This is a genomic window from Roseovarius amoyensis (assembly GCF_003260265.1).
Classification (GTDB): Bacteria; Pseudomonadota; Alphaproteobacteria; order Rhodobacterales; family Rhodobacteraceae; genus Roseovarius; species Roseovarius amoyensis.
The window spans coordinates 43,551-69,259 of the sequence record NZ_QITQ01000003.1; the positions used below are offsets into that span (position 1 = coordinate 43,551).

The following is a 25,709-nucleotide window of genomic DNA, read 5'->3' on the forward strand; positions in this document are numbered from 1 at the left end:
GCGTATCAGAACTTCATCACATAGGCCGCGCCAATGATGATCGGGTCGATCTTGACGGTGCCGATCGGGGCGCCACCCACCTTGGCCTTGGTGTCGATGTCGATCCAGCGGACATCGGCGCGCAGGGCCGAGCTGTCGCTGAGCGCGAAGTCGATCCCCGCATGCAGCGCCACGCCCCAGCTGTCGTCAAGGCTGACGGGCACGCCGGCCAGAACGCCTTGCCCCTTTTCGTCAAAGAAATGGGTGTAGTTCACACCGATGCCGACGAAGGGCGTGACCTTGGACTGGTTGGGGAAGTAGTACTGCAGCGACACGGTCGGCGGCAGGTGCTTGGTCTTGATCACGTCGCCGACGCCCGCAATCTGGGCATCGTGCTCGAAGGGCCATGCGCCCAGAACCTCGAGGCCGATATTGTCGGCGACGAAATATTCAAAGGTTACGGTCGGGCGAATGTTGTCATCGACGCGGATCGGGCCGGCGGTCGTGGCGCTGTAGCTGTCGGTCGGCATGACCGAATGCACACCGAACCCCAACAGCATGTCACCCTTGGACTGGGCAAGGGCCGGCCCTGCGGCGGCGGTGAGAGCTGTCGTGAAAATGAGTGCGGAGATGGTTTTCATCTTTCTCTCCATTGTGAATCAATGGCCGCACCTTGGTTTCGCAGGGGCGATTCTGGATTTGATGTATATCAAACTATGCATATAACGCTGCGACGCAGCAAATTTGTCACATGCCCGGCCGGTGCGCCGGCAGTGACAGCTCAAGGCAAGGGAATGCAATGAAACTGCAATCGAAACTCTCGCCAGGTTCGGAGATGTTCAAGGCAAATCGCCAGGGCCACCTGGATGCGCTGGCCGTGGTTGCCGAGGCGGCGCAGGCCGCGGCCCAGGGCGGCGGCAAGGCTGCCCGCGACCGCCAGCGCGAACGCGGCAAGATGCCACCGCGCGAACGGGTGGCGAACCTGCTTGACCCCGGCAGCCCGTTCCTGGAAATCGGCGCCACCGCCGCCCATGGCATGTATGACGGTGCCGCCCCCGCCGCCGGCATTGTCGCCGGGATCGGGCGGGTCGAAGGGCTCGACTGCATGGTTGTGTGCAACGACGCCACGGTAAAGGGCGGCAGCTATTTCCCGCTGACGGTGAAAAAGCACCTGCGCGCGCAGGAAATTGCCGCAGAATGCCATCTGCCCTGCATTTATCTGGTCGACTCGGGCGGTGCCAACCTGCCCGCCCAGGACGAGGTCTTTCCCGACCGCGACCATTTCGGGCGCATCTTTTACAACGAGGCGCGGATGAGCGCGGCCGGCATCCCCCAGATCGCCGTGGTGATGGGGTCGTGCACCGCCGGGGGCGCCTATGTGCCGGCTATGGCCGACGTGTCGATCATCGTGCGCGAACAGGGTACGATTTTTCTGGGTGGTCCGCCGCTGGTCAAGGCCGCCACCGGCGAGGTGGTCACCGCCGAGGATCTGGGCGGCGGTGACGTGCACACCCGGCTTTCCGGTGTGGCCGACTATCTGGCCGAGGATGACGCACACGCGCTGGCGCTGGCGCGGCGCGCGGTGGCGGGGCTGAACCGCCGCCCGCCCAACAGCGTGGTCTGGGCCAGTCCCGAACCGCCCGCCTATGACCCCGAGGAAATTCTTGGTGTGGTGCCGCCCGATCTGCGCACGCCCTATGATATCCGCGAGGTGATCGCCCGCGTCGTCGATGGTTCGCGCTTTGACGAATTCAAGGAACGCTTTGGCGAGACGCTGGTCTGCGGCTTTGCCCATGTTATGGGCTGCCCGGTGGGAATCATCGCCAACAACGGCGTGCTGTTCTCGGAATCGGCCCAGAAGGGGGCGCATTTCGTCGAACTGTGCAGCCAGCGCAAGGTGCCGCTGGTCTTTGTCCAGAACATCACCGGCTTCATGGTCGGGCGCAAATACGAAAACGAAGGCATCGCGCGTCACGGCGCCAAGATGGTGACGGCGGTCGCCACCACCAACGTGCCTAAGGTCACCATGCTGGTGGGGGGCTCGTTCGGGGCGGGCAATTACGGCATGTCGGGCAGGGCCTACAGCCCGCGCTTCATGTGGAGCTGGCCGAACTCGCGCATCTCTGTGATGGGGGGCGAGCAGGCTGCCACCGTGCTGGCCACGGTGCGACGCGACGCGATCGAACGCAAGGGCGGCACCTGGCCGGTCAAGGAAGAGGAAGAATTCAAACGCCCCACCATTGAGATGTTCGAGCGGCAAAGCCACCCGCTCTATGCCTCGGCGCGGCTTTGGGATGATGGTATCATCGACCCGCGCAAAAGCCGCGAAGTGCTGGCGCTCAGCCTGCGCGCGGCGCTTTGCGCACCCATCGAGGAGACACGTTTTGGCGTCTTCCGGATGTGAGGGGGCGTCAGGGCATGGGAGGTGATCATGTCGCGAAAGAGAAACGTTATCCGATTCTGGCGTGGTGCGCGCCGGCATTCCAAATGGGATTTGGAGGCACCACCAAATCCTCGGGGCATATCTTCGTACCGACCGGCCGCGCGCCGAGGCGGATGGGGCAAGGTCTTCATCGCGGCAATCGCTCTGGTATTGCTGGGGCCGCCGACATTGGATGCGGCCAGTCTTGCATGGCGCGAGAACGACGGCTGCAAAATCTGGATGGTTGTGGATGGCGACACGGTCCGGATGTACTGCCCGGTCAGCGGCTTTCAGACCGGGCGCATACTGGCCTACGATACGCCCGAATTCAAAGCTCGCTGTTTATCGGAACTCGGCAAGGCTGTCGCGGCAACATTTTACCTTCGCTGGATGATATGGACTGCCGCAGAAGTCAGCGCACGGACGGAGGGCACCGACCGGTACGGTCGAAAACTCACGTTGCTTTTGGTCGATGGCATGGGCGTCGCGCGACCGATGGTTCAGGCCGGGTTGGCGCGCTGGTACGAAGGCGGCCACCGCCGAGGTTGGTGCGGCAGTGATGCTTGAATTGGACCAGAACGCTGTAACGGAGGGCCTTAAGATGGCCCGCCCCAGAAGGAAGAACTGCCCATGTTTGACACCATCCTGATCGCCAACCGGGGCGAGATCGCCTGCCGCGTGATCGAAACCGCGCGCCGGCTGGGTGTGCGCACGGTGGCGGTGTTTTCCGACGCCGACCGTGGGGCGAAACATGTCGCGCTGGCCGACCGGGCGGTGCATATCGGCGGCCCGGCCCCGGCCGACAGCTATCTGCGGGCCGAGCGTATCGTCGCGGCGGCGCTCGAGACCGGCGCGCAGGCCATTCACCCCGGCTACGGCTTTCTCAGCGAGAACCCCGATTTCGTCGAGGCGGTCGAGGCCGCCGGCCTGACCTTCATCGGCCCCTCGGCCGATGCGATCCGGGCGATGGGGCTCAAGGACGCGGCCAAGAAGCTGATGGAAAAGGCCGGTGTGCCGGTGGTGCCGGGCTATCACGGCGACAACCTGTCGCCCGACCACCTGTCCGGCGCGGCCGACGCGATCGGCTATCCGGTGCTGATCAAGGCCGTGGCCGGGGGCGGGGGCAAGGGCATGCGACGCGTCGAACGGCCCGCCGACTTTGCCGCCGCGCTGGAAAGCGCGTGCAGCGAGGCGCGCACCGCCTTTGGCAACGACGCGGTGCTGATCGAGAAGTGGATCGAAAAGCCCCGCCATATCGAGGTGCAGGTCTTTGGTGACGGCACCCGGGCGGTGCATCTTTATGAACGCGACTGTTCGCTCCAGCGTCGCCACCAGAAGGTGATCGAAGAGGCCCCCGCGCCCGGCATGACCGAAGAGATGCGCGCGGCGATGGGGCAGGCGGCGGTGCGCGCGGCCGAGACCATCGGCTATAGCGGTGCCGGCACGGTGGAGTTCATTGTCGATGGCTCCGACGGGCTGTCGCCCGAGGGCTTCTGGTTCATGGAAATGAACACGAGGCTGCAGGTGGAACATCCCGTGACCGAGGCCATCACCGGCGTTGACCTGGTCGAATGGCAGTTGCGCGTGGCCAGCGGCGAAGGGCTGCCCTGCCAGCAGGACGAACTGTCGATCAACGGCCACTCTTTCGAGGCGCGCCTTTATGCCGAGGACGTCCCAAAGGGCTTTTTGCCCGCCACCGGGCGGCTGCGGCACCTGGCCTTTCCGGCGGGCGCGCGCGCCGACAGCGGGGTGCGCACAGGGGACGATATTTCCCCCCATTACGACCCGATGATCGCCAAGATCATCACCCACGGCACCACCCGCGCCGGGGCGCTGAGGCGGTTGTCTTCGGCGCTGGAACATTGCGAGGTGGCCGGCTGCGTGACCAACCTGGCCTTTCTCGGTGCGCTGGCGACACATGAGGGGTTCGCGCGCGGCGAGGTGGATACCGGGCTGATCGACCGCGACATCGACGCGCTGGTGGTGGCCCCCGCGCCGGGACCGCGCGACATCGCACTGGCGGCGCTGGCGGCCGAGGGGCTGCTTGACGGGACGGGGTTCGTGGACGGATTCAGCATGTGGGCGCCGCTGACGCGCACCGTGCAGTTGCGCCATGGCGACACCGACATTGCCGTGCGGCTGACGACGCTGGGGCCGGACGCCTATGACCTGGTGGTCGAGGGGCAGACGGTGCAGGCCCGCCGCGACGCCGGGCGCTGGCAGCTTGACGGGCAAAGCGCGCCGCGCGTGGTGCTGACGGGCGATCTGGTGACGGTCTTTGCGCAATACGGGCTGGCGTTCCGCATCATCGACCCGCTGGCGCGCGACGGGCTGGGGGCAGGGGATGCCGACCTGATCGAGGCGCCGATGCCCGGGCTGGTCAAGGCGCTGGACGCTAGGCCGGGGCAGGCGGTGACCAAGGGCGACCGGCTGGCGGTGCTGGAGGCGATGAAGATGGAACACAGCCTGCTGGCTCCGCGCGACGGGGTGGTAGCCGAGGTGCTGGCCGAGGCCGGCGCCCAGGTCGAGGCCGGCGCCGCGCTGATCCGGCTGGAAGACGAAGAAGAGACCGGGGAAGGGTAAGCGAATGATCGTTCTGCACCATGTGCCGCAATCGCGCTCGATGCGGGTGCTGTGGCTTCTGAACGAGCTGGGTGTGGACTTTCACGTCAATGAACACCCGTTCGACAGATCGTTGCGGCGGCCGGAATTCCTGTCGCTGTCGCCCGCGGGCCGCATCCCCGCGCTGGAGATCGAGGGCGAGCGGATGTTCGAATCCGGCGCCATGGTGGAATACCTCTGTGAACGCTACCCTGAGGCCGGTCTGGGGCGGCTGCCCGGCGACATGGACCGCATGGCCTGGCTGGTCTGGGTCCATTTCGCCGAAACCGTCAGCCAGCATTCCGCCAGCCTGACCCAGCAGCATGTCGCGCTATATGAGGATTCGATGCGCAGCCCCGTGATCATGCGGCTGGAGGCGGCGCGGCTGCGCAAATGCTACGAGGCGATCGAGGCGCGGCTGTCGACCCCGGTGGAAAACCGCGACTACCTGCTGACCAGCGGGTTTTCCGCCTGCGATATCTGCGTGGGTCAGGCGGTCTACATGGCGCGCCATTTCGCCAGAATCGAAGACTTCACCGAACTTTCCGCATGGTATGCGCGTATCACCGCCCGCCCGGCGTTTCAGGCTTCGCTGCCGCAACCGGGGGGCGGGCGCATCTTTCAACAGGATTTCTACGAGGCAATAGATGGCTGAGCAGATCGAGATATTCGAGGTCGGCCCCCGCGACGGGCTGCAGAACGAAAAGCGGCCGATCCCGACCGCCGAAAAGGTCGCACTGGTGGATGTGCTGAGCGGCGCGGGATTCCGGCGTATCGAGGTGGCGAGCTTTGTCAGCCCGAAATGGGTGCCGCAGATGGCCGATTCGGCCGAGGTTCTGGCGGGCATCACGCGCGCGCCGGGGGTGCGCTATGCGGCGCTTACCCCCAACATGCGCGGGCTTGAGGGGGCGATGGCCGCGAGGGCCGACGAGGTGGCGATCTTTGGCTCGGCGTCGGAGGGGTTCTCGCGTGCCAACATCAACGCCACCATCGCCGAAAGCCTGGAACGATTCGCCCCGGTGGCCGAGGCCGCGCGCGCCGCGGGCCTGCCGGTGCGCGGATATGTCTCCTGCGTGACGGATTGCCCCTATGACGGGCCTGTCGCGCCTGAGCAGGCGGCGAAGGTGGCAAAAAGCCTTTTTGACATGGGGTGCTATGAAATCAGCCTTGGCGACACCATCGGCCAGGGCACGCCCGAACGCATCGACGCCATGCTGGCGGCGGTCTGCGCGCAGGTGCCGGCGGCGCAACTGGCCGGGCATTATCATGACACCGCCGGGCGGGCGCTGGACAATATCGAGGTGTCGCTGGCCCGCGGGGTGCGGGTTTTCGACGCCGCCGTTGGTGGCCTGGGCGGATGCCCCTATGCGCCGGGGGCGGCGGGCAATGTCGCCACCGAGGCAGTGCATGACCGGCTGTTGGCGCTGGGGTATGAGACCGGCCTTGACCGCGGCGTGCTGGAAAAGGCCGCCGCCATGGCGCGGGCGATGCGGGGCGAGAGCCCGAAATCCTGAAATGATATCGGTTGGGTTTCTATTCAGGAAATCCGCGAACCGAGGGAACAGGATGCGCGACCCGTTCGACGCCGAACCAAAAGCCCCCGCCGCCGAGGCGGCCGAGCTGGCGCACATGCCGCAGGCCCAAACCGGCATGGACAGCGGGCTGAACCCACCCTGCGGCAATATTGCCGGGCCGGGTGTTGTTGCCCCCGCGCCTTGGCGCGACAGTGGCGGGGGGCGGATTGGCCCGATTTTCACGGGATTTTCGCAGCATTTCGGGGCGCGCGGGCCGCTTCGCCGCCGCCTGTCCGGGGGGATGCGAAATTGTGCAGCCTCGGTTGACCCCGTCATGGGGCGCGGGTAAACCCGGAGCAATCAAAGCAGCCATCTTGATGCGCGCCCACGCGCGCATGAAAGGAGCCACCACGTGGAAGAGATGCTGAGGGAATATCTTCCCATCCTCGTCCTGCTGGCCGTTGCCATCGGACTGGGGCTTGTCCTGATCCTCGCCGCAGTCGTCGTGGCCGTGCGTCACCCCGACCCCGAAAAGCTGAGCGCCTATGAATGCGGCTTCAACGCTTTTGACGACGCGCGGATGAAATTCGACGTGCGTTTCTACCTGGTGTCGATCCTGTTCATCATCTTCGACCTGGAAATCGCGATGCTGTTTCCCTGGGCGGTGGCGTTCAAGGATCTGTCGATGACGGCCTTCTGGTCGATGATGGTGTTCCTGGGGGTGCTGACCATCGGGTTCGCCTATGAATGGAAGAAGGGGGCGATGACATGGGAGTAAGTGTCGGCGCCAACACCGCCGGGCCCGACCGCGAGGTCGCCACCCAGGAGCTGAACCGCGAGTTGCAGGACAAGGGGTTTCTCGTCACCTCGGTCGAGGATGTCGTCAACTGGGCGCGCACCGGGTCGCTGCACTGGATGACCTTTGGTCTGGCCTGCTGCGCGATCGAGATGATGCATTCCTCGATGCCGCGCTATGACCTTGAACGTTTCGGCACCGCGCCCCGCGCCAGCCCGCGCCAGTCGGACCTGATGATCGTGGCGGGCACGCTGACCAACAAGATGGCGCCGGCACTGCGCAAGGTCTACGACCAGATGCCCGAGCCGCGCTATGTGATCTCGATGGGGTCCTGCGCCAATGGCGGGGGCTATTATCACTACAGCTATTCGGTGGTGCGCGGCTGCGACCGCATCGTGCCGGTCGACGTCTACGTGCCCGGTTGCCCGCCGACCGCAGAGGCGCTGGTATACGGCATCATGGCGCTGCAGCGCAAAATCCGCCGCACGGGGACGATCGTGAGATGACGCAAGCCTTGCAGGAACTGGGCGAACACATCGCCGCCAGGCGCACCGACTGCGTGCTTGACTGGCACGTCGCCCTGGATGAACTGACCGTCGACGTGGCGCTGAACAACATTGTCGGGCTGGTTGAATTCCTGAAAACCGACCCGAGCTGCCGTTTCAGCACGCTTGTCGATATCACCGCTGTCGACCACCCCGAGCGGCCGCGCCGTTTCGACGTGGTCTATCACTTTCTCAGCATGTACCAGAACCAGCGTATCCGCCTGAAGATGGCCGTGCGCGAAGAGGATATCGTGCCCTCGATCACCAGCGTGCATCCCAGCGCCAACTGGTTCGAGCGTGAAGTGTTCGACATGTTCGGCATCCTGTTTTCCGGGCATCCCGACCTGCGGCGCATCCTGACCGATTACGGGTTTCGCGGTCATCCGCTGCGCAAGGATTTCCCGACCACGGGCTATACCGAGGTGCGCTATGACGAGGTGCAAAAGCGCGTGGTCTACGAGCCGGTAAACCTGGTGCAGGAATACCGGCAGTTCGATTTCATGTCCCCGTGGGAGGGTGCGGAATACATCCTGCCGGGGGACGAAAAAAAGGACCCGGCAAAGTAGCTGGCTTGAGGGGCGCGCTTGCGACGGGGGCAGTGGCATGATCTGGCTGGTTCTCCTCTCGGTGGCGTTCGTGGTGCCCTTCTGGAGGCTTCTGCCGGATTACGGGATCAACGCTTGGTGGGGGCTGACGGCCATCTTTCCACTCTGTGCGCTGATACTGCTTTACTTGATGGCCTTCGGGCCAGGGCGACAAGGAGACCGCCGGTGATGAGCATCTTTCAGTACGGAATGGGGGGCATCAGCTTTCCGATGTTCCTGCTTTTGGGGGTGGTTCTGGTGATCCCCTTCTGGATTATCCTGCCCCGCTTCAACTTGCCGAGCTGGGCGGCGGTGGCGGCGATCATTCCGCTGGGCGCGGTGATCCTGCTGTGGCTGATGGCGGTCAAGGGCATGATGGAGAAAGGCCAGCGATGATGGACGGCTCCAAGGGTTTCGAGAACGCGCTGACGGGCGAACAGCGCATTCGCAATTTCAACATCAACTTTGGCCCGCAACACCCTGCGGCACACGGCGTTTTGCGGCTGGTGCTTGAACTTGACGGGGAAATCGTCGAACGCGCGGACCCGCATATCGGGCTGTTGCACCGCGGCACCGAAAAGCTGATGGAAAGCCGCACCTACCTGCAGAACCTGCCCTATTTCGACCGGCTGGATTACGTCGCGCCGATGAACCAGGAACATGCCTGGTGCCTGGCGATCGAACGGCTGTGCGGGATCGAGGTGCCGCGCCGCGCCAGCCTGATCCGGGTGCTGTATTCCGAGATCGGGCGCATCCTGAACCACCTGCTGAACGTCACCACGCAGGCGATGGACGTGGGCGCGCTGACGCCGCCGCTGTGGGGGTTCGAAGAGCGTGAAAAGCTGATGGTGTTCTATGAACGCGCCTGCGGGGCGCGGCTGCACGCCGCCTATTTCCGCCCCGGCGGGGTGCACCAGGACCTGCCGCCCGACCTGATCGACGATATCGAGACCTGGGCGCATGCCTTTCCCAGGGTGCTTGACGACATCGAGACGCTGCTGACCGAAAACCGCGTTTTCAAGCAGCGCAACTGCGATATCGGGGTCGTGACCGAGCAGGATATCCAGGACTGGGGCTTTTCGGGGGTGATGGTGCGCGGCTCGGGCCTGGCCTGGGATCTGCGCCGCGCCCAGCCCTATGAATGCTATAACGAGATGGATTTCCAGATTCCCGTGGGCAAGAACGGCGACTGTTTCGACCGTTACCTTGTGCGAATGGAGGAAATGCTCCAGTCGCTGAAGATCATGCACCAGTGCATCGACAAGCTGCGTGCGCCCGAGGGGCAGGGCGACATCCTGGCGCGGGGCAAGGTGACCCCGCCCAAGCGCGGCGAGATGAAGACCTCGATGGAGGCGCTGATCCATCACTTCAAGCTTTACACCGAGGGCTTCCACGTCCCCGAGGGCGAGGTTTACGCCGCGGTCGAGGCGCCCAAGGGCGAATTCGGCGTCTACCTCGTTGCAGACGGCACCAACAAACCCTACCGCGCCAAGCTGCGCGCGCCCGGGTTCCTGCACCTGCAGGCGATGGATTATGTCGCAAGCGGCCACCAGCTGGCCGATATCGCGGCGATCATCGGCACCATGGACGTGGTGTTCGGGGAGATCGACCGCTGATGGTGCGGGCGGCGTCTGTCATGGCCGGGGCGGCGCTGTTGCTGGCCGCCTGCGCCGGTGCGCCCGAAGGGGTGAGCGAGGAAATGATCGCCGATTACGTGACCGCCGCCGCCACCATCGGCTGCGAGATGAAATACGATTCCGACTATCTGCCGGTCGAGCTGCAGGCCGGGCTGACGCGGCAGCAAACGCTCGACATCACCACATATCTTCTCGCCACCGACCGGGCCGTGAACCAGCCCGATGGCGGCGTGAAACTGACGACGGGAGCTTGTGCCTGAGCCATGCTGAGACGCCTTCACCAAGACCAGCCCGACAGCTTTGCCTTTACGCCGGCCAACCAGGCCTGGGCCGAGGCGCAGATCACCAAGTACCCGCCGGGGCGGCAGGCCAGCGCGGTCATCGCGCTGCTGTGGCGTGCGCAGGAACAAGAGGGCTGGCTGACCCGCCCGGCGATCGAATACGTCGCCGACATGCTGGACATGGCCCGCATCCGTGTGCTCGAAGTGGCCTCGTTCTACTTCATGTTTCAGCTGCAGCCCGTTGGGTCTGTTGCGAATATCCAGATTTGCGGCACCACGTCCTGCATGATCTGCGGGGCTGAGGACCTGATCGGCGTCTGCCGTGAAAAGATCGCCCCCAACCCGCATGAGCTGAGCGCCGACGGCAAGCTCAGCTGGGAAGAGGTCGAATGCCTGGGTGCCTGCGCCAATGCGCCGATGGCCCAGATCGGCAAGGATTACTACGAGGACCTGACCGCCGAACGCTTTGCCGAGATCATCGACGAGCTGACCGCCGGCAAGGTGCCGGTGCCGGGGCCGCAGAACGGCCGCTATGCATCGGAACCGGCGGGCGGGCTGACCGCGCTCAAGGAATTCGAAAGCGGGCGCACGCGCTACAATGCCAGCGTGCAGCGCGCCACCGATATCGGCGACACCATTCAGCGTATCGACGGCACCGAGGTGCCGCTGATCGCGCCGTGGCGCGAAAAGGGGGCCAACCACGCCCCCGGCACGCCCAAGCCTGCCGCCGAAAAGCCCGCCGAAAAACCCGCGCCCGCGCCGAAACCGGCGGCAAAGCCCGCTGCCAAACCCGCGAAGGCCAAGCAGGCAGCCACCGCTGAGGGGCCAGGCACCCCGCCCAAGACGCTGGAGGCGGCGCGCGACGGCAAGCCCGACGATCTGAAACAGATCAAGGGTGTGGGCCCCAAGCTGGAAAAACTGCTGCACTCGATGGGGTTCTTCCACTTCGACCAGATCGCCGCCTGGACCGAGGCCGAGGTGGCCTGGGCCGATCAGAACCTGGTGGGTTTCAAGGGCCGGGTCAGCCGCGACGAATGGGTCAAGCAGGCCAAGACGCTGGCCGAAGGCGGCACGACCGAATTCTCCAAACGTGTTAAGAAGGGGGACGTCTATTAACGCCGGTACGCCGGACAACCGAGAGGTCACCTGATGCAGAACTCTTCGAACTGGACCCTTTGCAGGATCGTCTGCTGCTCTGCTGCCGCAGTGGTCGGACTGATTGTCATGCTTGTAACCCTCGGCACGCTCAGTGCCGTGGCTGCGATTCTGGTCGGGGTGGCGTTGGGTGTCATCCTGTATTTCGTTCTGACGCGGCTCTTTTGCTCGGACGAGGCGGCCAGCCAGCCGGCAGCAGCGCCAGCAAGGGCCGAAACCCCGGCGCCGGCCGCCAAGCCCGAACCCGCAGCAGCGCCCAAGGCGACAGCTGAGCCCAAGGCGACAACCGGGGCCAAGGCCGCCGCCGCGCCGGCGGTCAAGTCAGGCACGCAACTGCCGGGGCAAGAGGAACTGGCATCGCGCAAGGGCGAATGGAAATACCAGGGCGGCGCGGCTGCGGCGACACCGACACCGACACCGACGCCAGCGCCCGCCACGCCTGTTGCCGCAGGCGGCGAGGGGCAGCGGCCCCAGGGGCTGACCCAGGCGCGCGACGGCAAGCCGGACGACCTGAAACAGATCAAGGGCGTCGGCCCCAAGCTGGAGCATCTGCTCAACTCGATGGGCTATTTCCATTTCGACCAGATCGCCGCCTGGACCGGTGAAGAGGTGGCCTGGGTCGATCAGAACCTCAAGGGGTTCAAGGGCCGGGTCAGCCGCGATGGCTGGGTCGAGCAGGCGAAAACGCTGGCCGCGGGCGGGCAGACCGAGTTTTCCAAACGGGTCGAGGACGGTGACGTTTACTGATGAGCATGAATCATGAGCACGCGGGACAAGGCCGCCCGCAAGGGGCGCCAGGCGGGGCTGGTCATTGCCGGAACCGGGGCGCTGTGGATTCTGGTCACGCTCATCGGCCAAAAGGAGGGTTTCAGCCAAGGGCTGAGGCTTTTCTTCGATCTCATGGCGCTGGCGGGCTTCGTCTTTGCCTTCCGGCTCATCTTTCAATACTGGCGGGCACGCCAGGACAATCAGGGGTAGCGGCATGCTGACGGATCAGGACCGTATCTTTACCAATCTCTACGGGATGCACGACCGCACGCTAAAGGGCGCGCAGGCGCGCGGGCACTGGGACGGCACCGGCAAGCTGCTGCAGAACGGGCGCGACTGGATCGTCGAGCAGGTCAAGGCGTCAGGGCTGCGCGGGCGCGGCGGTGCGGGTTTTCCGACCGGGCTGAAATGGTCCTTCATGCCCAAGGAAAGCGACGGGCGGCCGGCCTACCTGGTGGTCAATGCCGACGAATCAGAGCCGGGCACCTGCAAGGACCGCGAGATCATGCGCCACGACCCGCACACGCTGGTCGAAGGGTGCCTGATCGCGTCCTTCGCCATGGGTGCGCATGCCGCCTATATCTATATCCGCGGCGAATATATCCGCGAACGCGAGGCGCTGCAGGCCGCCATAGACGAGGCCTATGACGCCGGGCTGATCGGGCGTAATGCCTGCGGGTCGGGGTATGACTTTGACCTCTACCTGGCGCATGGCGCCGGTGCTTATATCTGTGGCGAGGAAACCGCACTGCTGGAAAGCCTGGAGGGCAAGAAGGGGATGCCGCGGATGAAACCGCCATTCCCGGCCGGTGCGGGGCTTTATGGTTGCCCGACCACGGTGAACAATGTCGAATCGATCGCCGTGACGCCGACGATCCTGCGTCGCGGGCCGGAATGGTTCTCAAGCTTCGGCCGGCCCAACAACGCGGGCACAAAAATTTACGCCATATCGGGTCACGTCAACAACCCTTGCGTGGTCGAGGACGCGATGTCGATCCCGTTCGAGGAGCTGATCGAAAAGCACTGCGGCGGCATCCGTGGCGGCTGGAACAACCTCAAGGCGGTCATTCCCGGCGGATCGTCCGTGCCCTGCGTGCGTGGCGAGAACATGCGCGAGGCGGTGATGGATTTCGACGCCCTGCGCGAGGTCGGATCCTCCCTCGGTACCGCGGCGGTGATCGTGATGGACCAGTCCACCGACATCATCAAGGCGATCTGGCGGCTGAGCAAGTTCTACAAGCATGAAAGCTGCGGCCAGTGCACGCCCTGCCGCGAAGGCACCGGCTGGATGATGCGGGTGATGGACCGGCTGGTGCGCGGCGAGGCCGAGATCGAAGAGATCGACATGCTGTTCGACGTCTCCAAGCAGGTCGAGGGGCACACCATCTGTGCCCTGGGCGACGCCGCCGCATGGCCGGTGCAGGGCCTGATCCGCAACTTCCGTGACGAGATCGAGGACCGCATCAAGGCGCAAAAAACCGGCCGCGTCAGCGCGGTCGCCGCAGAGTAGGGAGCGATTTCTTGCAGCTTGTTCGCCGGACATATTCCGCCCTCGCAAGGGGAAGCGCGGCATGATCAAGAAATACGCTTTTGAAGGCGGTGATATCGCCGCCGACATCATGGAACGCTACGGCTACGACGGCGAGCTGGCCGAGATCTATGCCACAACCCGCGATTTCGAGGTGCACAAGTGGCACCACTATATCCCGCTTTATGACCGGTACCTCGCGCGCTACCGGGGCACCGGGGTGCGGTTTCTGGAAATCGGCGTGGCCAAGGGTGGCAGCCTGCAGATGTGGCGGCGTTTCCTGGGCGACAAGGCGGTGCTGTACGGCATCGACATCCGCAAGAGCTGTGCCGATTTCGACGGCGCTTACGGGCAGGTGCGGATCGGGTCGCAGGACGATCCCGAATTCCTGGCCCGGGTCGTTGACGAGATGGGCGGCGTTGACGTGGTTCTGGATGACGGCAGCCACCAGATGAGCCATATCGAGACATCGCTGCGTGCGCTCTATCCGCGCCTGTCCGAGGGTGGGACATATATCATCGAAGATCTGCACGCGGCCTATTGGAAGGGGTTCGAGGGCGGTTTTGACGCACCCAAGAACTTTTTCAACAGCGTGCGCGAGATCATCGACGACATGCACCGGCATTATCATCCCAAGGGGCTGAGACGCCCCGAGATGGAAGGCGCGATCAGCGGGCTGCATGTGCACGACTCGCTGGTGGTCATTGAAAAGGGCGTCACACAGGCGCCGGTACATTCGAGGGTCGGCTGACAGCGCCGCGCAGGGCGGCATAACGGCGCATCCCAAGGCGCGATTCGGGGGCACGAGGTGCTTGCAACGAGACGCCAGATGCGCGACGAGGGACACGCGCGAAACGGCGGCGACACGAAGAGGGCGACGAGATGAGATTACTGGCGATGACAGCAGCGATTGCGCTGGTTCCGGCATTGGCCGGGGCCGAGACGCTGCGTTCGGCCAATCTCGAGGCCGATCTGACGCGCCGGGTGGTCTCGATGACTTCCAGGGCCGGGGCCGCCATCAAGGGCGAGCAGGTCTATGTCACCATGCGCCGGCTCGATGGCGCAGCGATGGAGGCGGCAGACCTGACCGATTATGTGGGCTTTGCCGAACGGGCGGCCTGTGGCACACGGTCGGTGCTGGTCTCGCTGATGGTCGGGGTCGAGGCCGGCGCGGCGCGATACGAGGTTCTTTGCGCAAGCGCAGAATAAGGGAAACGGGGGCGATGAGCGGCATGAGCACATTGAGGCAAAAGGGCACGGGCCGGGCCGGGCGCACGGCGCTTGTTGCCGCCGTGGCCGCCGTGGCGATGCTGGGGGCCTCGGGCTGCAGCCGGAAATCCGAACGGCTGCTCTTCAACGGCAACTATTACCCGGTCAAGGCACGCGCCGCCGACAAGGCCGACCGCACGCTGTTCACGGTGTCGGTGCGGCGCGCCGACCAGGGGCTTGCCGGCGCGCGCGAGGCGGGCCGCCATGGCGCCAAGGAATACTGCTTGCAGAATTTCGGCACCTCCGAAATCGCCTGGTCGGTCGGGCCTGATGTGCCTGATGCGGTGCTGACCGGTGGCGGCAAGGGGGTTGTCCTGTCCGGGAAATGCGTTCTGTGGTGATCGGCGTGCTCATAACGGCGGCGGTTCGCGCATGTTATTGCATAGCGCGCGCGCCTGTTCCTGTCTTGGTTGTGCGGGGGCCTGTCGTTGCGGCAGGCGCCCCGTTCACCGTGAAAGGAGAACGCCGATGACACGTCATGAAACCAGCCCCATGCATCGAACTGTTGCCCTGATCCTGGGTCTTGCCGTTGCCGGCGGCGGCGCTGCCGCCAGTGCCGAAAGCGGACTGCAGGCCGAGACCGACATCAATGCCGGCCTGCTGGACTTGGCGGTTGCCGACAAGATCCGGCGCGAATGCGGAAATATCGGCACGCGGTTTTTTCGTGCGCAAAGCTATGTCAACGATCTCAAGAAGATGGCTGAGAAACGCGGCTACAGCCGGGACGAGATCGACGCCTATATCAACAACGACGTGGAAGAGGCGAAGATGCGTGAAAAGCGCAACGCCTATTTCGAGGCCAGGGGGGCCAGCAACCTGGATGCGGCCAGCCTGTGCGTGCTGGGCCGGGCGGAAATCGCCCAGGGCAGCCGGATTGGCCGTTTACTGAAAGCAAAGTGAGAACCGATGTCTGACCTGCGCAAAATCATCATCGATGGCAAAGAGGTCGAGGCCGATGGGGCGATGACGCTCATTCAGGCCTGCGAACAGGCGGGGGTCGAAATCCCGCGCTTTTGCTATCACGAACGGCTGTCGATCGCCGGCAACTGCCGGATGTGCCTGGTCGAGATCGTCGGCGGGCCGCCCAAGCCCGCCGCATCCTGCGCGATGCAGGTGCGCGACCTGCGCCCGGGCCCCGAGGGGCAGCCGCCGCAGGTGCGCACCAACTCGCCCATGGTTCGCAAGGCGCGCGAAGGGGTGATGGAGTTCCTGCTCATCAACCACCCGCTGGATTGCCCGATCTGCGACCAGGGCGGCGAATGCGACCTGCAGGACCAGGCGATGGCCTATGGCGTCGATTTCTCGCGCTACCGCGAGCCCAAGCGCGCGCTGCCCGACCTGCATATCGGGCCGCTGGTGGAAACCCACATGACGCGCTGCATCTACTGCACCCGCTGCGTGCGTTTCACGACCGAGGTCGCCGGCTGCACCGACATGGGCACCCTGGGCCGGGGCGAGGACACGCGCGTGACCACCTACGGCAACGAGATGCTGTCAGTCAAAGGCGGCGAGTCGGAAAACGAGGTGTCGGCGGCGCTGCGCGCAAGCCTGTCGTCGAACCTGCAGGGCAACGTCATCGACCTGTGCCCGGTTGGCGCGCTGGTGTCGAAACCCTATTCGTTCACCGCCCGCCCGTGGGAGCTGACCAAGACCGAGACCATCGACGTGATGGATGCGCTGGGGTCGTCGATCCGGGTCGACACCAAGGGCCGCGAAGTGATGCGCATCCTGCCGCGCAACCATGACGGCGTGAACGAGGAATGGATTTCCGACAAGACCCGCTTTGTCTGGGACGGGCTGCGTCGCCAGCGGCTGGACCGGCCCTATCTGCGCGAAAACGGCAAGCTGCGCCCGGCCTCTTGGCCAGAGGCGCTTGCGGCCGCGGCCAGCGCAATCAAGGGCGCGAAATCCCTGGCAGGGCTGGTTGGTGATTTGGCCCCGGTCGAGGCGGCGTTTTCGCTCAAGCAACTGGTCGAGGGTGCGGGCGGGCGCGTGGAATGTCGCACCGATGGCGCGCATCTGCCCGCCGGCAACCGCTCGGCCTATGTCGGCAACGCCCGCATCGAGGACATCGACAGCGCGCGCAAGATCTACCTGATCGGGACCGATCCATCGACCGAGGCACCGGTTCTGGGCGCACGCCTGCGCAAGGCCTGGCTGAACGGCGCCGAGGTGGTGCGTGTCGGCCAGCCGGCCGATCTGACGTTCGAGGCCACCGAACTGGGCGCGCGCAACAAGTTCCTGCTGCGTATGCTGGAGGATGCCCAGCCGGCCGAAAACAGCATGGTCATCGTCGGGCAGGGCGGCCTGATGGGCGATAACGCCCCGGCGGTGCTGAGCCTCGCCATGAAGCTGACCGACGAGGTCGGCGGCAAGATGCTGGTGCTGCACACCGCCGCTGCCCGTGTCGGCGCAATGGATGTGGACGCCACCTGCGAGGGCGGTATCGCGACCGCGCTGGATGGTGCGGATGTCATCTATAACCTGGGCGCCGACGAGATCGAGCTCACGCGCGGCGATGACGGCGGTCCCTTTGTGATCTACCAGGGCAGCCATGGCGACCGCGGCGCGCACCGCGCCGACGTGATCTTGCCGGCGGCCGCCTATCCCGAGGAACAGGGCCTGTTCGTCAACACCGAGGGCCGGCCGCAACTGGCACTGCGCGCCTCGCACCCGCCGGGCGAGGCCAAGGAAAACTGGGCGATCCTGCGCGCATTGTCGGGCGAGATGGGTTCGCCGCTGCCCTGGGACAACCTGGCCCAACTGCGCCAGGCGCTGGTCGCGGCGGCGCCGCACCTGGCCGAGATCGATGCCGTGCCGGAAAACGACTGGACCCCGGTCGCCGAAGTCGAACTGGGTGCGGGGCAGTTGCAGGCCGCGGTTTCGGATTTCTATCTGACCAACCCGGTCGCGCGGGCCAGCGAACTGATGGCAGAGCTTTCCGCCAACACCCGTGCGCGGCGCGAACAGAAAATCGCCGCCGAATGATGTGGCGCGCCGCGCTCATAACGCCGGCCGCGATCTGCCTTGCCGGGGCCGTTTCGGGCTGCACCGCGTCCGAGGGGCCTGACGTGGCCCGTTTCGCCCCCGAATACCGGGGTATCGAGACCCGGCTGCTGGATGGTGACCTGGTGCGATTCCATGTCAAAATGGCCGGCGCGCGCGATGCCGGCGACGTGGAACGCTATGCCGAATGCGCGGCTGCGCAGTACGCCCTGATCCGCGGGTTCGGATTTGCGCGTCATCTGCGCACGAATGTGGCCGAAGAGGGTGGCATTTGGCGGGGGGATGCGGTTTATACGATCTCGCCGGCGCTGCCCGAAGGGCTGAAAAAGATCGACGCCGAGGTGGTTGCCGCCGACTGCGCCGAAAACGGAATACCGATGGTGTGAGGACCTGATGGCTGATTTCTTTGCAACTCCACTCGGCATAGCGGTGATTATTTTCGCCCAGTGTCTGGCCATTGTCGGCTTTGTGATGATTTCGCTGCTTTTTCTGGTCTATGGCGACCGCAAGATCTGGGCGGCGGTACAGATGCGGCGGGGCCCCAACGTGGTGGGCACCTACGGCATCCTGCAATCGGTGGCTGACGCGCTGAAATACGTGGTGAAAGAGGTGGTCGTGCCCGCGGGCGCCGACCGCGCGGTGTTCCTGCTGGCGCCGATGACCAGTTTCGTGCTGGCGATTCTGGCCTGGGCGGTGATTCCGATGAATGACGGCTGGGTGCTGTCGGACATCAACGTCGCCATCCTGTTCATCTTCGCGGTGTCCTCGCTCGAGGTGTACGGCGTGATCATGGGCGGCTGGGCGTCGAACTCGAAATACCCGTTCCTGGGCAGCCTGCGCTCTGCCGCGCAGATGATTTCCTACGAGGTGTCGATCGGGCTGATCATCATCGGGGTGGTGATCTCGACCGGCAGCCTGAACTTTTCCGCCATCGTCGCGGCGCAGGATACCGGATACGGCTTTTTCGGCTGGTACTGGCTGCCGCACCTGCCGATGGTGTTCCTGTTCTTCATCTCGGCGCTGGCCGAGACCAACCGCCCGCCCTTTGACCTGCCCGAGGCCGAATCGGAACTGGTCGCGGGCTATCAGGTGGAATATTCCGCCACGCCGTTCCTGCTGTTCATGGCCGGTGAATACATCGCCATCTTCCTGATGTGCGCGCTGACGTCGCTGCTGTTCTTTGGCGGCTGGCTCAGCCCCATCCCGGGCCTGCCCGACGGCGTGCTGTGGATGACCGGAAAGATGGCGTTCTTCTTTTTCCTCTTCGCGATGGTCAAGGCGATCACGCCGCGTTACCGCTATGACCAGCTGATGCGGATCGGCTGGAAGGTGTTCCTGCCGCTCAGCCTGGCCTGGGTCGTGGCCGTGGCGTTCCTGGCGAAATTCGAAGTGCTTGGCGGCTTCTGGGCCCGCTGGGCGATTGGGGGCTGACAGATGACGCAGATCGATTATCGACGCGCGGGCTGGTATTTCCTGCTGGGCGACTGGGTGCTGGGCTTCAAGGTCGGGTTGAAATACTTCTTTGCCCCCAAGGCAACGCTGAACTACCCGCATGAAAAGGGCTATCTCAGCCCGCGTTTCAGGGGCGAGCACGCGCTGCGCCGCTATCCCAACGGCGAGGAACGCTGCATCGCCTGCAAGCTGTGCGAGGCGATCTGCCCCGCCCAGGCAATCACCATCGACGCCGAGCCGCGCGATGACGGGTCGCGCCGCACGACGCGCTATGACATCGACATGACCAAGTGCATCTATTGCGGTTTCTGCCAGGAGGCATGCCCGGTCGATGCCATCGTCGAGGGCCCGAATTTCGAATTCGCCACCGAAACCCGCGAAGAGCTGTTTTACGACAAGCAAAAGCTGCTGGATAACGGCGAACGCTGGGAAGCCGAGATCGCCCGCAACCAGGAACTGGATGCGCCCTACCGATGAGCGACACCAAGAACCCCTTTGAGGCCATGATGGCCCAGGCACAGGAGATGGCGCGCGCCTTCAATCCTGCGCTTGAAAGCTTTTCGCCCAAGGGGTTTGAAAAGCTGTGGCCGACCATGCCAAAGGAAATGATGGAAATGTCGTTCGGCCGGGGCCTCAACCGTGACGGGCTGGACGCCAAGACCAGGCTGCTGCTGACACTGGCCGGGCTGACCATGCTGGGCGCGCAAAGCGACACCCAGATCCGCATGACCGTGCGCCACGCGCGCGCGGCGGGCGCCAGCTCTGACGAGATTGCCGAGACCATCGCCCAGATGGCCGTCTTTGCCGGCATCCCCTCGATGACCCGGGCGATGGAATTCGCCCGCGAGGTGCTGGACGAGGAAACCGAAGGGGAAGACAAATCATGACCATTGCCGCGCTGTCCTTCTACCTCTTTGCCATATCGGCGCTTGCGGGCGGGCTGTTCACCGTCGTCAGCCGGAACCCGGTGCATTCGGTTCTGTGGCTGATCCTGACATTCGCCTCGGCGGCGGGGCTGTTCGTGCTGCTGGGGGCCGAGTTCCTGGCGATGCTGCTGCTTATCGTCTATGTCGGCGCGGTGGCGGTGCTGTTCCTCTTTGTGGTGATGATGCTCGATGTGGATTTTGCCGCGCTGAAGGCCGAAATGGCGAAATACATGCCGCTGGCGCTGCTGATCGGGCTGGTCCTGCTGATGCAACTGGGCATCGTCTTTGGCGAATGGCAGGTCTCTGCCGGGGCCGAGGCCGCGCGCGGCGCGCCTGCGCCCGAGGGGGTGGAAAACACCGCCGCGCTGGGACTGATCCTCTATGACCAGTATTTCCTGCTGTTCCAGCTGGCCGGGCTGATCCTGCTGGTGGCGATGATGGGGGCGATCATGTTGACCCTGCGCCATCGCCAGAACATCAAGCGCCAGGACGTGCTGGCGCAGATGTACCGCGATCCCGCCAAGGCGATGGAACTGCACGACGTCAAGCCGGGGCAGGGGCTGTGAGCCTGCGTTTCCACATATCGTGGTTTGCGCTGCTTTGTGCGCCCACACTGGCAATCGCTGATGACGCGATGATGTTGCCCATGGATGCTCTTTATGGAGGCGAATACCGGCTCAGGACCTCGGCTGAGAATAGCGCCGTTTGTCGGTCAGCGCGAAAGATCCAAGACAGAACTGGCGACGAGACGATCTTGTTCATGTTTGGTGAGCAACGGTTCTTTGCATTTCCGATGACAGCGGCTCTTGCCGCCGAATTGTGGGATGCGCCGGACAGTCAGAAGCCGGACAGCGATATTGACATGAGACTTGTCGATTGCGCGAGCAAGACCATGAAGAGGACAAGCGCTGAATCGGCCGGTGTTTTTTTCGCCGATTTGAAGCAACGATTTTTGCAACGCGGATCAGGATTGGGCGACGACTACGATTTCAGTGCCGAGGGGCGATTTCTCAGTGAGCAATACGCACGATTTGACGCGGGCAGGGGCAATTCCGTGATGAACCAGCTTGGCGATCTGTTCGGTTGTGCCTGCGCTGCAATCGCAACAGATGAGTTTGCCGATTCTCTCAAACAGTTGAGGTCGGAGCCCTGAGAGATGTGAAACCGGGGCAGGGGCTGTAACCCCGCTCCACCCGCCCCGGGCCTGACCCGGGGCTTTCGGCCCGGGAGGCCGGGAACCGAAACAAAGAGGTTCCGGGATAAGCCCGGAACGCGTTGAAAAGACAAGCGGACGGGGAAACCCGGAGGGACAAGATGATAGGACTGGAACATTACCTGACGGTGGCCTCGACGCTGTTCGTCATCGGCATCTTCGGGCTATTCCTGAACCGCAAGAACGTGATTATCCTGCTGATGTCGATCGAGCTGATGCTGCTGGCGGTCAACATCAACCTGGTGGCGTTCTCGGCCCATCTGGGCGATCTGGTGGGGCAGGTCTTTACCCTCTTCGTGCTGACCGTGGCCGCGGCCGAGGCCGCCATCGGCCTGGCGATCCTGGTCTGCTTCTTCCGTAACCGCGGCACCATCGACGTCGAAGACGTCAACGTGATGAAAGGCTGAAGCGATGGAAACGATCATCCTTTTCGCTCCGCTCGTCGGCGCCATCATCGCCGGGTTCGGCTGGCGCATCATCGGCGACAAGGGCGCGCAGTGGCTGACCACGGGTCTGCTGTTCCTTTCCTGTCTGCTCAGCTGGGTAGTGTTTCTGGGCCATGACGGCCAGACCCATTACATCCATGTGCTGGACTGGATCCGCTCGGGCTCGCTGGATGCGCCCTGGGCGATCCGCGTCGACCGGCTGACGACGATCATGCTGATCGTGGTGACATCGGTCTCGGCGCTCGTGCACCTTTATTCGATGGGCTACATGGCCCATGACGAGAATTTCGCCGAAGGCGAGAGCTATCGCCCGCGCTTCTTTGCCTATCTGTCGCTCTTCACCTTTGCCATGCTGATGCTGGTGACCGCCGACAACCTGGCGCAGATGTTCTTTGGCTGGGAAGGTGTGGGGCTGGCGTCCTACCTGCTGATCGGCTTTTACTTTCGCAAGCCATCGGCCAACGCCGCCGCGATCAAGGCCTTCGTGGTCAACCGGGTGGGGGACTTCGGTTTCGCGCTGGGGATCATGGCGCTCTTCTTCCTGACCGACTCGATCCGGTTTGACGATGTCTTTGCCGCCGCGCCGGAGCTGGCCAACACGCAGCTGACGTTCCTGTGGACGGACTGGAACGCGGCCAACCTGGTGGCGTTCCTGCTGTTCGTCGGCGCGATGGGCAAGTCGGCGCAGTTCATCCTGCACACTTGGCTGCCCGACGCGATGGAAGGCCCGACACCGGTGTCGGCGCTGATCCACGCCGCGACGATGGTCACCGCCGGGGTGTTCCTGGTCTGCCGGATGTCGCCGATTTTCGAATTCGCGCCCGAGGCCAAGATGTTCGTCGTCTTCATCGGCGCCATCACCGCGTTCTTTGCCGCCACGGTGGGGCTGGTGCAGAACGACATCAAGCGCGTGGTCGCCTATTCGACCTGTTCGCAGCTTGGCTACATGTTCGTGGCGGCCGGCGTCGGCGTCTATTCGGTGGCGATGTTCCACCTGCTGACGCACGCGTTCTTCAAGGCGCTGTTGTTCCTCGGCTCGGGTTCGGTCATCACCGCGATGCACCACGAGCAGGACATGCGCAATTATGGCGGCCTGCGCAAGAAACTGCCCGTGACCTTTTGGATGATGATGATCGGCACGCTGGCGATCACCGGGGTGGGCATCCCGTTGACCCAGATCGGCTTTGCCGGGTTCCTGTCCAAGGACGCCATCATCGAAAGCGCCTGGGCAGGCACCGCCGGCGGATTTGCCTTCTGGTCGCTGGTTGTCGCGGCGCTGTTCACCAGCTTCTACAGCTGGCGGTTGATGTTCCTGACCTTCTGGGGCACGCCGCGCGGCGACCAGCACGCGCATGACCATGCCCATGAGAGCCCCAAGGTCATGCTGGTGCCGCTGGTGGTGCTGGCCGCGGGCGCGGTGCTGTCGGGGATGGTCTGGTATGGCAGCTTCTTCGGCGATCATGCCAAGGTGAACCAGTTCTTCGGCATCCCGACCCATGCAGAGGCCGCCGCCGAAGGCACCCATGAAGAGGCCGCGACGGCAGAGACCGATGATCATGGCCATGCCGCCGGACCGCCGCAGGGGGCCATTTTCATGGCGCCCGACAACCATGTCATGGACGAGGCCCACCATGCCCCGACCTGGGTCAAGGTCAGCCCGTTCGTGGCGATGCTGCTGGGGCTTGGCGTGGCGATCTGGTTCTACATCCTGCAACCCGGCTTGCCGGCCCGCGTCGCCCAGAGCCAACGGCCCCTGTACCTGTTCCTGCTCAACAAGTGGTACATCGACGAGCTGTATGATGCGGTGCTGATCAACCCGACCAAACGTCTTGCGCGGCTGCTGTGGCGCGGCGGCGACCTGGGGATCATCGATGGCTTTCTCAACGGTGTGGCGATGGGGATCGTGCCCTTCTTTACCCGCCTCGCAGGGCGGGCGCAGTCCGGCTACATCTTTACCTATGCCTTTGCGATGGTGATCGGAATCGTGGTGCTCATCACCTGGATGGTCTTTGCCGGGGGGGCTGAATAATGGATAACCTGCTTTCCATCACCACCTTTATCCCCGCCATCGCGGCGGTCATCCTGGCCATCTTCCTGAGGGGAGACGACGAGGCGGCGCAGCGCAACGCCAAGTCGGTGGCGCTGATCGCCACGACGCTGACGTTTCTGGTGTCGCTCTTCATCCTGTTCGATTTCGATCCCTCCGACACCGGCTTTCAGTTCGTCGAGGAACACCAGTGGCTGCTGGGGCTGAAATACAAGATGGGGGTCGATGGCATCTCGGTCCTGTTCGTGATGCTCACCACCTTCATGATGCCGCTGACGATCTTGTCTTCGTGGAACGTGACCACGCGGGTCAAGGACTACATGATTGCCTTCCTCGTGCTCGAGACGCTGATGCTGGGCGTGTTCATGGCGCTCGACCTGGTGCTGTTCTACCTGTTCTTCGAGGGCGGGCTGATCCCGATGTTCCTGATCATCGGCATCTGGGGCGGCAAGGAACGCATCTATGCGGCGTTCAAGTTCTTTCTCTATACCTTCCTCGGCTCGGTGCTGATGCTGGTGGCGATGGTGGCGATGTTCGCCGAGGCCGGAACCACCGACATCCCGACGCTGCTGATCCACGAGTTCGAGTTCGAGACCTTTTCGATCCTCGGGATTCACATCGTCGGCGGCATGCAGACCTTGCTGTTCATCGCTTTCTTCGCCTCGTTCGCGGTCAAGATGCCGATGTGGCCGGTGCATACCTGGCTGCCTGACGCGCACGTCCAGGCGCCGACTGCCGGTTCGGTGGTGCTGGCGGCGATCCTGCTGAAAATGGGCGGCTATGGTTTCCTGCGCTTCAGCCTGCCGATGTTCCCGGTGGGGGCGGACGTGTTGACGCCGCTCATCCTGTGGATGTCGGCGATCGCCATCGTCTATACCTCGCTGGTCGCGCTGGCGCAGGATGACATGAAGAAACTCATCGCCTATTCGTCGGTGGCGCATATGGGCTATGTAACCATGGGCATCTTTGCCGCCAACCAGCAGGGCATTGACGGGGCGATCTTTCAGATGATCAGCCACGGCTTTATCTCGGGCGCGATGTTCCTGTGTGTCGGGGTGATCTATGACCGCATGCACACGCGCGAAATCGACGCGTATGGCGGGCTGGTCAACCGGATGCCGGCCTATGCGCTGATCTTCATGCTGTTCACCATGGCCAATGTCGGGCTGCCCGGCACCAGCGGGTTCGTCGGCGAATTCCTGACGCTGTTGGGCATCTTCCAGGTCAACACCTGGGTCGCGCTGGTGGCCACCAGCGGCGTGATCCTCAGCGCGTCCTACGGGCTGTGGCTCTATCGCCGGGTCGTGCTTGGCGAGTTGATCAAGGAAAGCCTGAAGTCGATCACCGACATGACCGCGCGTGAAAAGACGATCTTTGCACCGCTGGTGGTGATGACATTGCTGCTGGGGGTCTATCCCAGCCTCGTGACAGACATGATCGGCCCCTCGGTTGAGGCGCTGATCGGCAATTACCAGACCGCACTGACCGAGGCCGGCACCGCCGCCGACCTGGCCGGGCTGTCGCATTGACGGAGGCCGCG

General features: G+C 64.1%; 31 protein-coding genes. 30 read left to right on the forward strand and 1 reads right to left on the reverse strand.

The genetic code is table 11. The annotated features are described in order from the left end of the window. Positions 1–5: 5 nt before the first annotated feature. Entirely contained in the window at positions 6–620 is a 615-nt protein-coding gene (locus DL899_RS04030) for an OmpW/AlkL family protein (RefSeq protein WP_111732697.1), read from the reverse strand. A 158-nt stretch (positions 621–778) separates the two neighbouring features. On the opposite strand from DL899_RS04030, the gene DL899_RS04035 reads away from it, so the two are divergent. The 30 genes from DL899_RS04035 (at position 779) to DL899_RS04180 (ending at position 25,698) form a co-directional block, all read left to right on the forward strand. After that, the gene (locus DL899_RS04035; RefSeq protein ID WP_111732699.1) at positions 779–2,383 is read left to right on the forward strand and encodes a carboxyl transferase domain-containing protein; all 1,605 of its coding nucleotides are present in this window, start codon (positions 779–781) and stop codon (positions 2,381–2,383) included. Positions 2,384–2,410: 27 nt separating this feature from the next. Further along, on the forward strand, positions 2,411–2,968 hold the full coding sequence (locus DL899_RS19320; protein WP_162685496.1) for a thermonuclease family protein: 558 nt from the start codon (positions 2,411–2,413) through the stop codon (positions 2,966–2,968). Between the two features lie 63 nt (positions 2,969–3,031). Continuing rightward, positions 3,032–4,984, forward strand: a complete 1,953-nt coding sequence (locus DL899_RS04045; RefSeq protein WP_111732702.1) for an acetyl/propionyl/methylcrotonyl-CoA carboxylase subunit alpha — start codon at positions 3,032–3,034, stop codon at positions 4,982–4,984. A gap of 4 nt (positions 4,985–4,988) precedes the next feature. Continuing rightward, positions 4,989–5,657: a glutathione S-transferase family protein gene (locus DL899_RS04050; RefSeq protein WP_111732703.1), complete on the forward strand. Its 669-nt coding sequence runs from the start codon at positions 4,989–4,991 to the stop codon at positions 5,655–5,657. Further along, the gene (locus DL899_RS04055) at positions 5,650–6,516 is read left to right on the forward strand and encodes a hydroxymethylglutaryl-CoA lyase (RefSeq protein WP_111732704.1); all 867 of its coding nucleotides are present in this window, start codon (positions 5,650–5,652) and stop codon (positions 6,514–6,516) included. Before DL899_RS04050 ends, DL899_RS04055 begins: the two co-directional genes overlap by 8 nt. A 52-nt stretch (positions 6,517–6,568) precedes the next feature. After that, positions 6,569–6,865 carry a hypothetical protein gene (locus DL899_RS04060; RefSeq protein WP_111732705.1) on the forward strand — a complete coding sequence of 99 codons (297 nt, stop codon included), beginning with the start codon at positions 6,569–6,571 and terminating at the stop codon, positions 6,863–6,865. A 63-nt stretch (positions 6,866–6,928) separates the two neighbouring features. Beyond that, complete coding sequence (locus DL899_RS04065; RefSeq protein WP_111732706.1) at positions 6,929–7,294, forward strand: NADH-quinone oxidoreductase subunit A; 366 nt, start codon at positions 6,929–6,931, stop codon at positions 7,292–7,294. Then, entirely contained in the window at positions 7,285–7,818 is a 534-nt protein-coding gene (locus DL899_RS04070; protein WP_111732707.1) for a NuoB/complex I 20 kDa subunit family protein, read from the forward strand. Before DL899_RS04065 ends, DL899_RS04070 begins: the two co-directional genes overlap by 10 nt. Beyond that, entirely contained in the window at positions 7,815–8,423 is a 609-nt protein-coding gene (locus DL899_RS04075; RefSeq protein WP_111732708.1) for an NADH-quinone oxidoreductase subunit C, read from the forward strand. Before DL899_RS04070 ends, DL899_RS04075 begins: the two co-directional genes overlap by 4 nt. Positions 8,424–8,630: 207 nt before the next feature. Further along, complete coding sequence (locus DL899_RS04080) at positions 8,631–8,837, forward strand: hypothetical protein (RefSeq protein ID WP_239494595.1); 207 nt, start codon at positions 8,631–8,633, stop codon at positions 8,835–8,837. Beyond that, complete coding sequence (locus DL899_RS04085) at positions 8,837–10,057, forward strand: NADH-quinone oxidoreductase subunit D (RefSeq protein WP_111732709.1); 1,221 nt, start codon at positions 8,837–8,839, stop codon at positions 10,055–10,057. The genes DL899_RS04080 and DL899_RS04085 overlap by 1 nt, the downstream gene beginning before the upstream one ends. Beyond that, on the forward strand, positions 10,057–10,338 hold the full coding sequence (locus DL899_RS04090) for a hypothetical protein (RefSeq protein WP_111732710.1): 282 nt from the start codon (positions 10,057–10,059) through the stop codon (positions 10,336–10,338). The genes DL899_RS04085 and DL899_RS04090 overlap by 1 nt, the downstream gene beginning before the upstream one ends. 3 nt (positions 10,339–10,341) lie before the next feature. Next, positions 10,342–11,475, forward strand: a complete 1,134-nt coding sequence (locus DL899_RS04095; RefSeq protein WP_111732711.1) for an NADH-quinone oxidoreductase subunit E — start codon at positions 10,342–10,344, stop codon at positions 11,473–11,475. Positions 11,476–11,583: 108 nt separating this feature from the next. After that, positions 11,584–12,261: an endonuclease gene (locus tag DL899_RS04100; RefSeq protein ID WP_239494596.1), complete on the forward strand. Its 678-nt coding sequence runs from the start codon at positions 11,584–11,586 to the stop codon at positions 12,259–12,261. A gap of 12 nt (positions 12,262–12,273) precedes the next feature. After that, a complete protein-coding gene (locus tag DL899_RS04105) occupies positions 12,274–12,492 on the forward strand; it encodes a DUF5337 domain-containing protein (protein ID WP_111732713.1) in 219 nt (72 codons plus the stop codon). Positions 12,493–12,496: 4 nt separating this feature from the next. Then, positions 12,497–13,792: an NADH-quinone oxidoreductase subunit NuoF gene (nuoF, locus tag DL899_RS04110; RefSeq protein WP_111732714.1), complete on the forward strand. Its 1,296-nt coding sequence runs from the start codon at positions 12,497–12,499 to the stop codon at positions 13,790–13,792. Positions 13,793–13,853: 61 nt separating this feature from the next. Beyond that, the gene (locus DL899_RS04115; protein ID WP_111732715.1) at positions 13,854–14,561 is read left to right on the forward strand and encodes a class I SAM-dependent methyltransferase; all 708 of its coding nucleotides are present in this window, start codon (positions 13,854–13,856) and stop codon (positions 14,559–14,561) included. 131 nt (positions 14,562–14,692) lie between these two features. Then, positions 14,693–15,019: a hypothetical protein gene (locus DL899_RS04120; RefSeq protein ID WP_162685497.1), complete on the forward strand. Its 327-nt coding sequence runs from the start codon at positions 14,693–14,695 to the stop codon at positions 15,017–15,019. A 14-nt stretch (positions 15,020–15,033) separates the two neighbouring features. Beyond that, entirely contained in the window at positions 15,034–15,420 is a 387-nt protein-coding gene (locus DL899_RS04125) for a hypothetical protein (protein WP_111732717.1), read from the forward strand. 127 nt (positions 15,421–15,547) lie between these two features. Further along, on the forward strand, positions 15,548–15,979 hold the full coding sequence (locus DL899_RS04130; RefSeq protein WP_239494597.1) for a DUF5333 domain-containing protein: 432 nt from the start codon (positions 15,548–15,550) through the stop codon (positions 15,977–15,979). Positions 15,980–15,985: 6 nt separating this feature from the next. Further along, positions 15,986–18,067 (forward strand): NADH-quinone oxidoreductase subunit NuoG, encoded by a 2,082-nt coding sequence (gene nuoG, locus DL899_RS04135; protein WP_111732719.1) that lies wholly within the window; start codon positions 15,986–15,988, stop codon positions 18,065–18,067. Next, positions 18,067–18,471 carry a hypothetical protein gene (locus tag DL899_RS04140; protein WP_111732720.1) on the forward strand — a complete coding sequence of 135 codons (405 nt, stop codon included), beginning with the start codon at positions 18,067–18,069 and terminating at the stop codon, positions 18,469–18,471. The genes nuoG and DL899_RS04140 overlap by 1 nt, the downstream gene beginning before the upstream one ends. Before the next feature lie 7 nt (positions 18,472–18,478). After that, positions 18,479–19,516, forward strand: a complete 1,038-nt coding sequence (gene nuoH / locus DL899_RS04145; RefSeq protein ID WP_111732721.1) for an NADH-quinone oxidoreductase subunit NuoH — start codon at positions 18,479–18,481, stop codon at positions 19,514–19,516. A 3-nt stretch (positions 19,517–19,519) separates the two neighbouring features. Continuing rightward, positions 19,520–20,014 (forward strand): NADH-quinone oxidoreductase subunit NuoI, encoded by a 495-nt coding sequence (nuoI, locus tag DL899_RS04150; RefSeq protein ID WP_111732722.1) that lies wholly within the window; start codon positions 19,520–19,522, stop codon positions 20,012–20,014. Beyond that, complete coding sequence (locus DL899_RS04155; protein ID WP_111732723.1) at positions 20,011–20,424, forward strand: carboxymuconolactone decarboxylase family protein; 414 nt, start codon at positions 20,011–20,013, stop codon at positions 20,422–20,424. Before nuoI ends, DL899_RS04155 begins: the two co-directional genes overlap by 4 nt. Beyond that, complete coding sequence (locus DL899_RS04160; protein ID WP_111732724.1) at positions 20,421–21,029, forward strand: NADH-quinone oxidoreductase subunit J; 609 nt, start codon at positions 20,421–20,423, stop codon at positions 21,027–21,029. Before DL899_RS04155 ends, DL899_RS04160 begins: the two co-directional genes overlap by 4 nt. After that, the gene (locus DL899_RS04165; protein WP_162685498.1) at positions 21,026–21,616 is read left to right on the forward strand and encodes a hypothetical protein; all 591 of its coding nucleotides are present in this window, start codon (positions 21,026–21,028) and stop codon (positions 21,614–21,616) included. Before DL899_RS04160 ends, DL899_RS04165 begins: the two co-directional genes overlap by 4 nt. 161 nt (positions 21,617–21,777) lie before the next feature. Beyond that, the gene (gene nuoK, locus DL899_RS04170) at positions 21,778–22,083 is read left to right on the forward strand and encodes an NADH-quinone oxidoreductase subunit NuoK (RefSeq protein WP_111732726.1); all 306 of its coding nucleotides are present in this window, start codon (positions 21,778–21,780) and stop codon (positions 22,081–22,083) included. Between the two features lie 4 nt (positions 22,084–22,087). Further along, the gene (nuoL, locus tag DL899_RS04175) at positions 22,088–24,151 is read left to right on the forward strand and encodes an NADH-quinone oxidoreductase subunit L (protein ID WP_111732727.1); all 2,064 of its coding nucleotides are present in this window, start codon (positions 22,088–22,090) and stop codon (positions 24,149–24,151) included. Beyond that, on the forward strand, positions 24,151–25,698 hold the full coding sequence (locus DL899_RS04180) for an NADH-quinone oxidoreductase subunit M (RefSeq protein ID WP_111732728.1): 1,548 nt from the start codon (positions 24,151–24,153) through the stop codon (positions 25,696–25,698). Before nuoL ends, DL899_RS04180 begins: the two co-directional genes overlap by 1 nt. The last annotated feature ends 11 nt before the right edge of the window (positions 25,699–25,709 follow it).

Coding starts and splice junctions, on each gene's coding strand:
- DL899_RS04030 (WP_111732697.1), bottom strand. CDS start 620: ATGAAAACCATCTCCGCACTCATTTTCACGACAGCTCTCACCGCCGCC.
- DL899_RS04035 (WP_111732699.1), top strand. CDS start 779: ATGAAACTGCAATCGAAACTCTCGCCAGGTTCGGAGATGTTCAAGGCA.
- DL899_RS19320 (WP_162685496.1), top strand. CDS start 2,411: ATGTCGCGAAAGAGAAACGTTATCCGATTCTGGCGTGGTGCGCGCCGG.
- DL899_RS04045 (WP_111732702.1), top strand. CDS start 3,032: ATGTTTGACACCATCCTGATCGCCAACCGGGGCGAGATCGCCTGCCGC.
- DL899_RS04050 (WP_111732703.1), top strand. CDS start 4,989: ATGATCGTTCTGCACCATGTGCCGCAATCGCGCTCGATGCGGGTGCTG.
- DL899_RS04055 (WP_111732704.1), top strand. CDS start 5,650: ATGGCTGAGCAGATCGAGATATTCGAGGTCGGCCCCCGCGACGGGCTG.
- DL899_RS04060 (WP_111732705.1), top strand. CDS start 6,569: ATGCGCGACCCGTTCGACGCCGAACCAAAAGCCCCCGCCGCCGAGGCG.
- DL899_RS04070 (WP_111732707.1), top strand. CDS start 7,285: ATGGGAGTAAGTGTCGGCGCCAACACCGCCGGGCCCGACCGCGAGGTC.
- DL899_RS04075 (WP_111732708.1), top strand. CDS start 7,815: ATGACGCAAGCCTTGCAGGAACTGGGCGAACACATCGCCGCCAGGCGC.
- DL899_RS04080 (WP_239494595.1), top strand. CDS start 8,631: ATGAGCATCTTTCAGTACGGAATGGGGGGCATCAGCTTTCCGATGTTC.
- DL899_RS04085 (WP_111732709.1), top strand. CDS start 8,837: ATGGACGGCTCCAAGGGTTTCGAGAACGCGCTGACGGGCGAACAGCGC.
- DL899_RS04090 (WP_111732710.1), top strand. CDS start 10,057: ATGGTGCGGGCGGCGTCTGTCATGGCCGGGGCGGCGCTGTTGCTGGCC.
- DL899_RS04095 (WP_111732711.1), top strand. CDS start 10,342: ATGCTGAGACGCCTTCACCAAGACCAGCCCGACAGCTTTGCCTTTACG.
- DL899_RS04100 (WP_239494596.1), top strand. CDS start 11,584: ATGCTTGTAACCCTCGGCACGCTCAGTGCCGTGGCTGCGATTCTGGTC.
- DL899_RS04105 (WP_111732713.1), top strand. CDS start 12,274: ATGAGCACGCGGGACAAGGCCGCCCGCAAGGGGCGCCAGGCGGGGCTG.
- nuoF (WP_111732714.1), top strand. CDS start 12,497: ATGCTGACGGATCAGGACCGTATCTTTACCAATCTCTACGGGATGCAC.
- DL899_RS04115 (WP_111732715.1), top strand. CDS start 13,854: ATGATCAAGAAATACGCTTTTGAAGGCGGTGATATCGCCGCCGACATC.
- DL899_RS04120 (WP_162685497.1), top strand. CDS start 14,693: ATGAGATTACTGGCGATGACAGCAGCGATTGCGCTGGTTCCGGCATTG.
- DL899_RS04125 (WP_111732717.1), top strand. CDS start 15,034: ATGAGCGGCATGAGCACATTGAGGCAAAAGGGCACGGGCCGGGCCGGG.
- DL899_RS04130 (WP_239494597.1), top strand. CDS start 15,548: ATGACACGTCATGAAACCAGCCCCATGCATCGAACTGTTGCCCTGATC.
- nuoG (WP_111732719.1), top strand. CDS start 15,986: ATGTCTGACCTGCGCAAAATCATCATCGATGGCAAAGAGGTCGAGGCC.
- DL899_RS04140 (WP_111732720.1), top strand. CDS start 18,067: ATGTGGCGCGCCGCGCTCATAACGCCGGCCGCGATCTGCCTTGCCGGG.
- nuoH (WP_111732721.1), top strand. CDS start 18,479: ATGGCTGATTTCTTTGCAACTCCACTCGGCATAGCGGTGATTATTTTC.
- nuoI (WP_111732722.1), top strand. CDS start 19,520: ATGACGCAGATCGATTATCGACGCGCGGGCTGGTATTTCCTGCTGGGC.
- DL899_RS04155 (WP_111732723.1), top strand. CDS start 20,011: ATGAGCGACACCAAGAACCCCTTTGAGGCCATGATGGCCCAGGCACAG.
- DL899_RS04160 (WP_111732724.1), top strand. CDS start 20,421: ATGACCATTGCCGCGCTGTCCTTCTACCTCTTTGCCATATCGGCGCTT.
- nuoK (WP_111732726.1), top strand. CDS start 21,778: ATGATAGGACTGGAACATTACCTGACGGTGGCCTCGACGCTGTTCGTC.
- nuoL (WP_111732727.1), top strand. CDS start 22,088: ATGGAAACGATCATCCTTTTCGCTCCGCTCGTCGGCGCCATCATCGCC.
- DL899_RS04180 (WP_111732728.1), top strand. CDS start 24,151: ATGGATAACCTGCTTTCCATCACCACCTTTATCCCCGCCATCGCGGCG.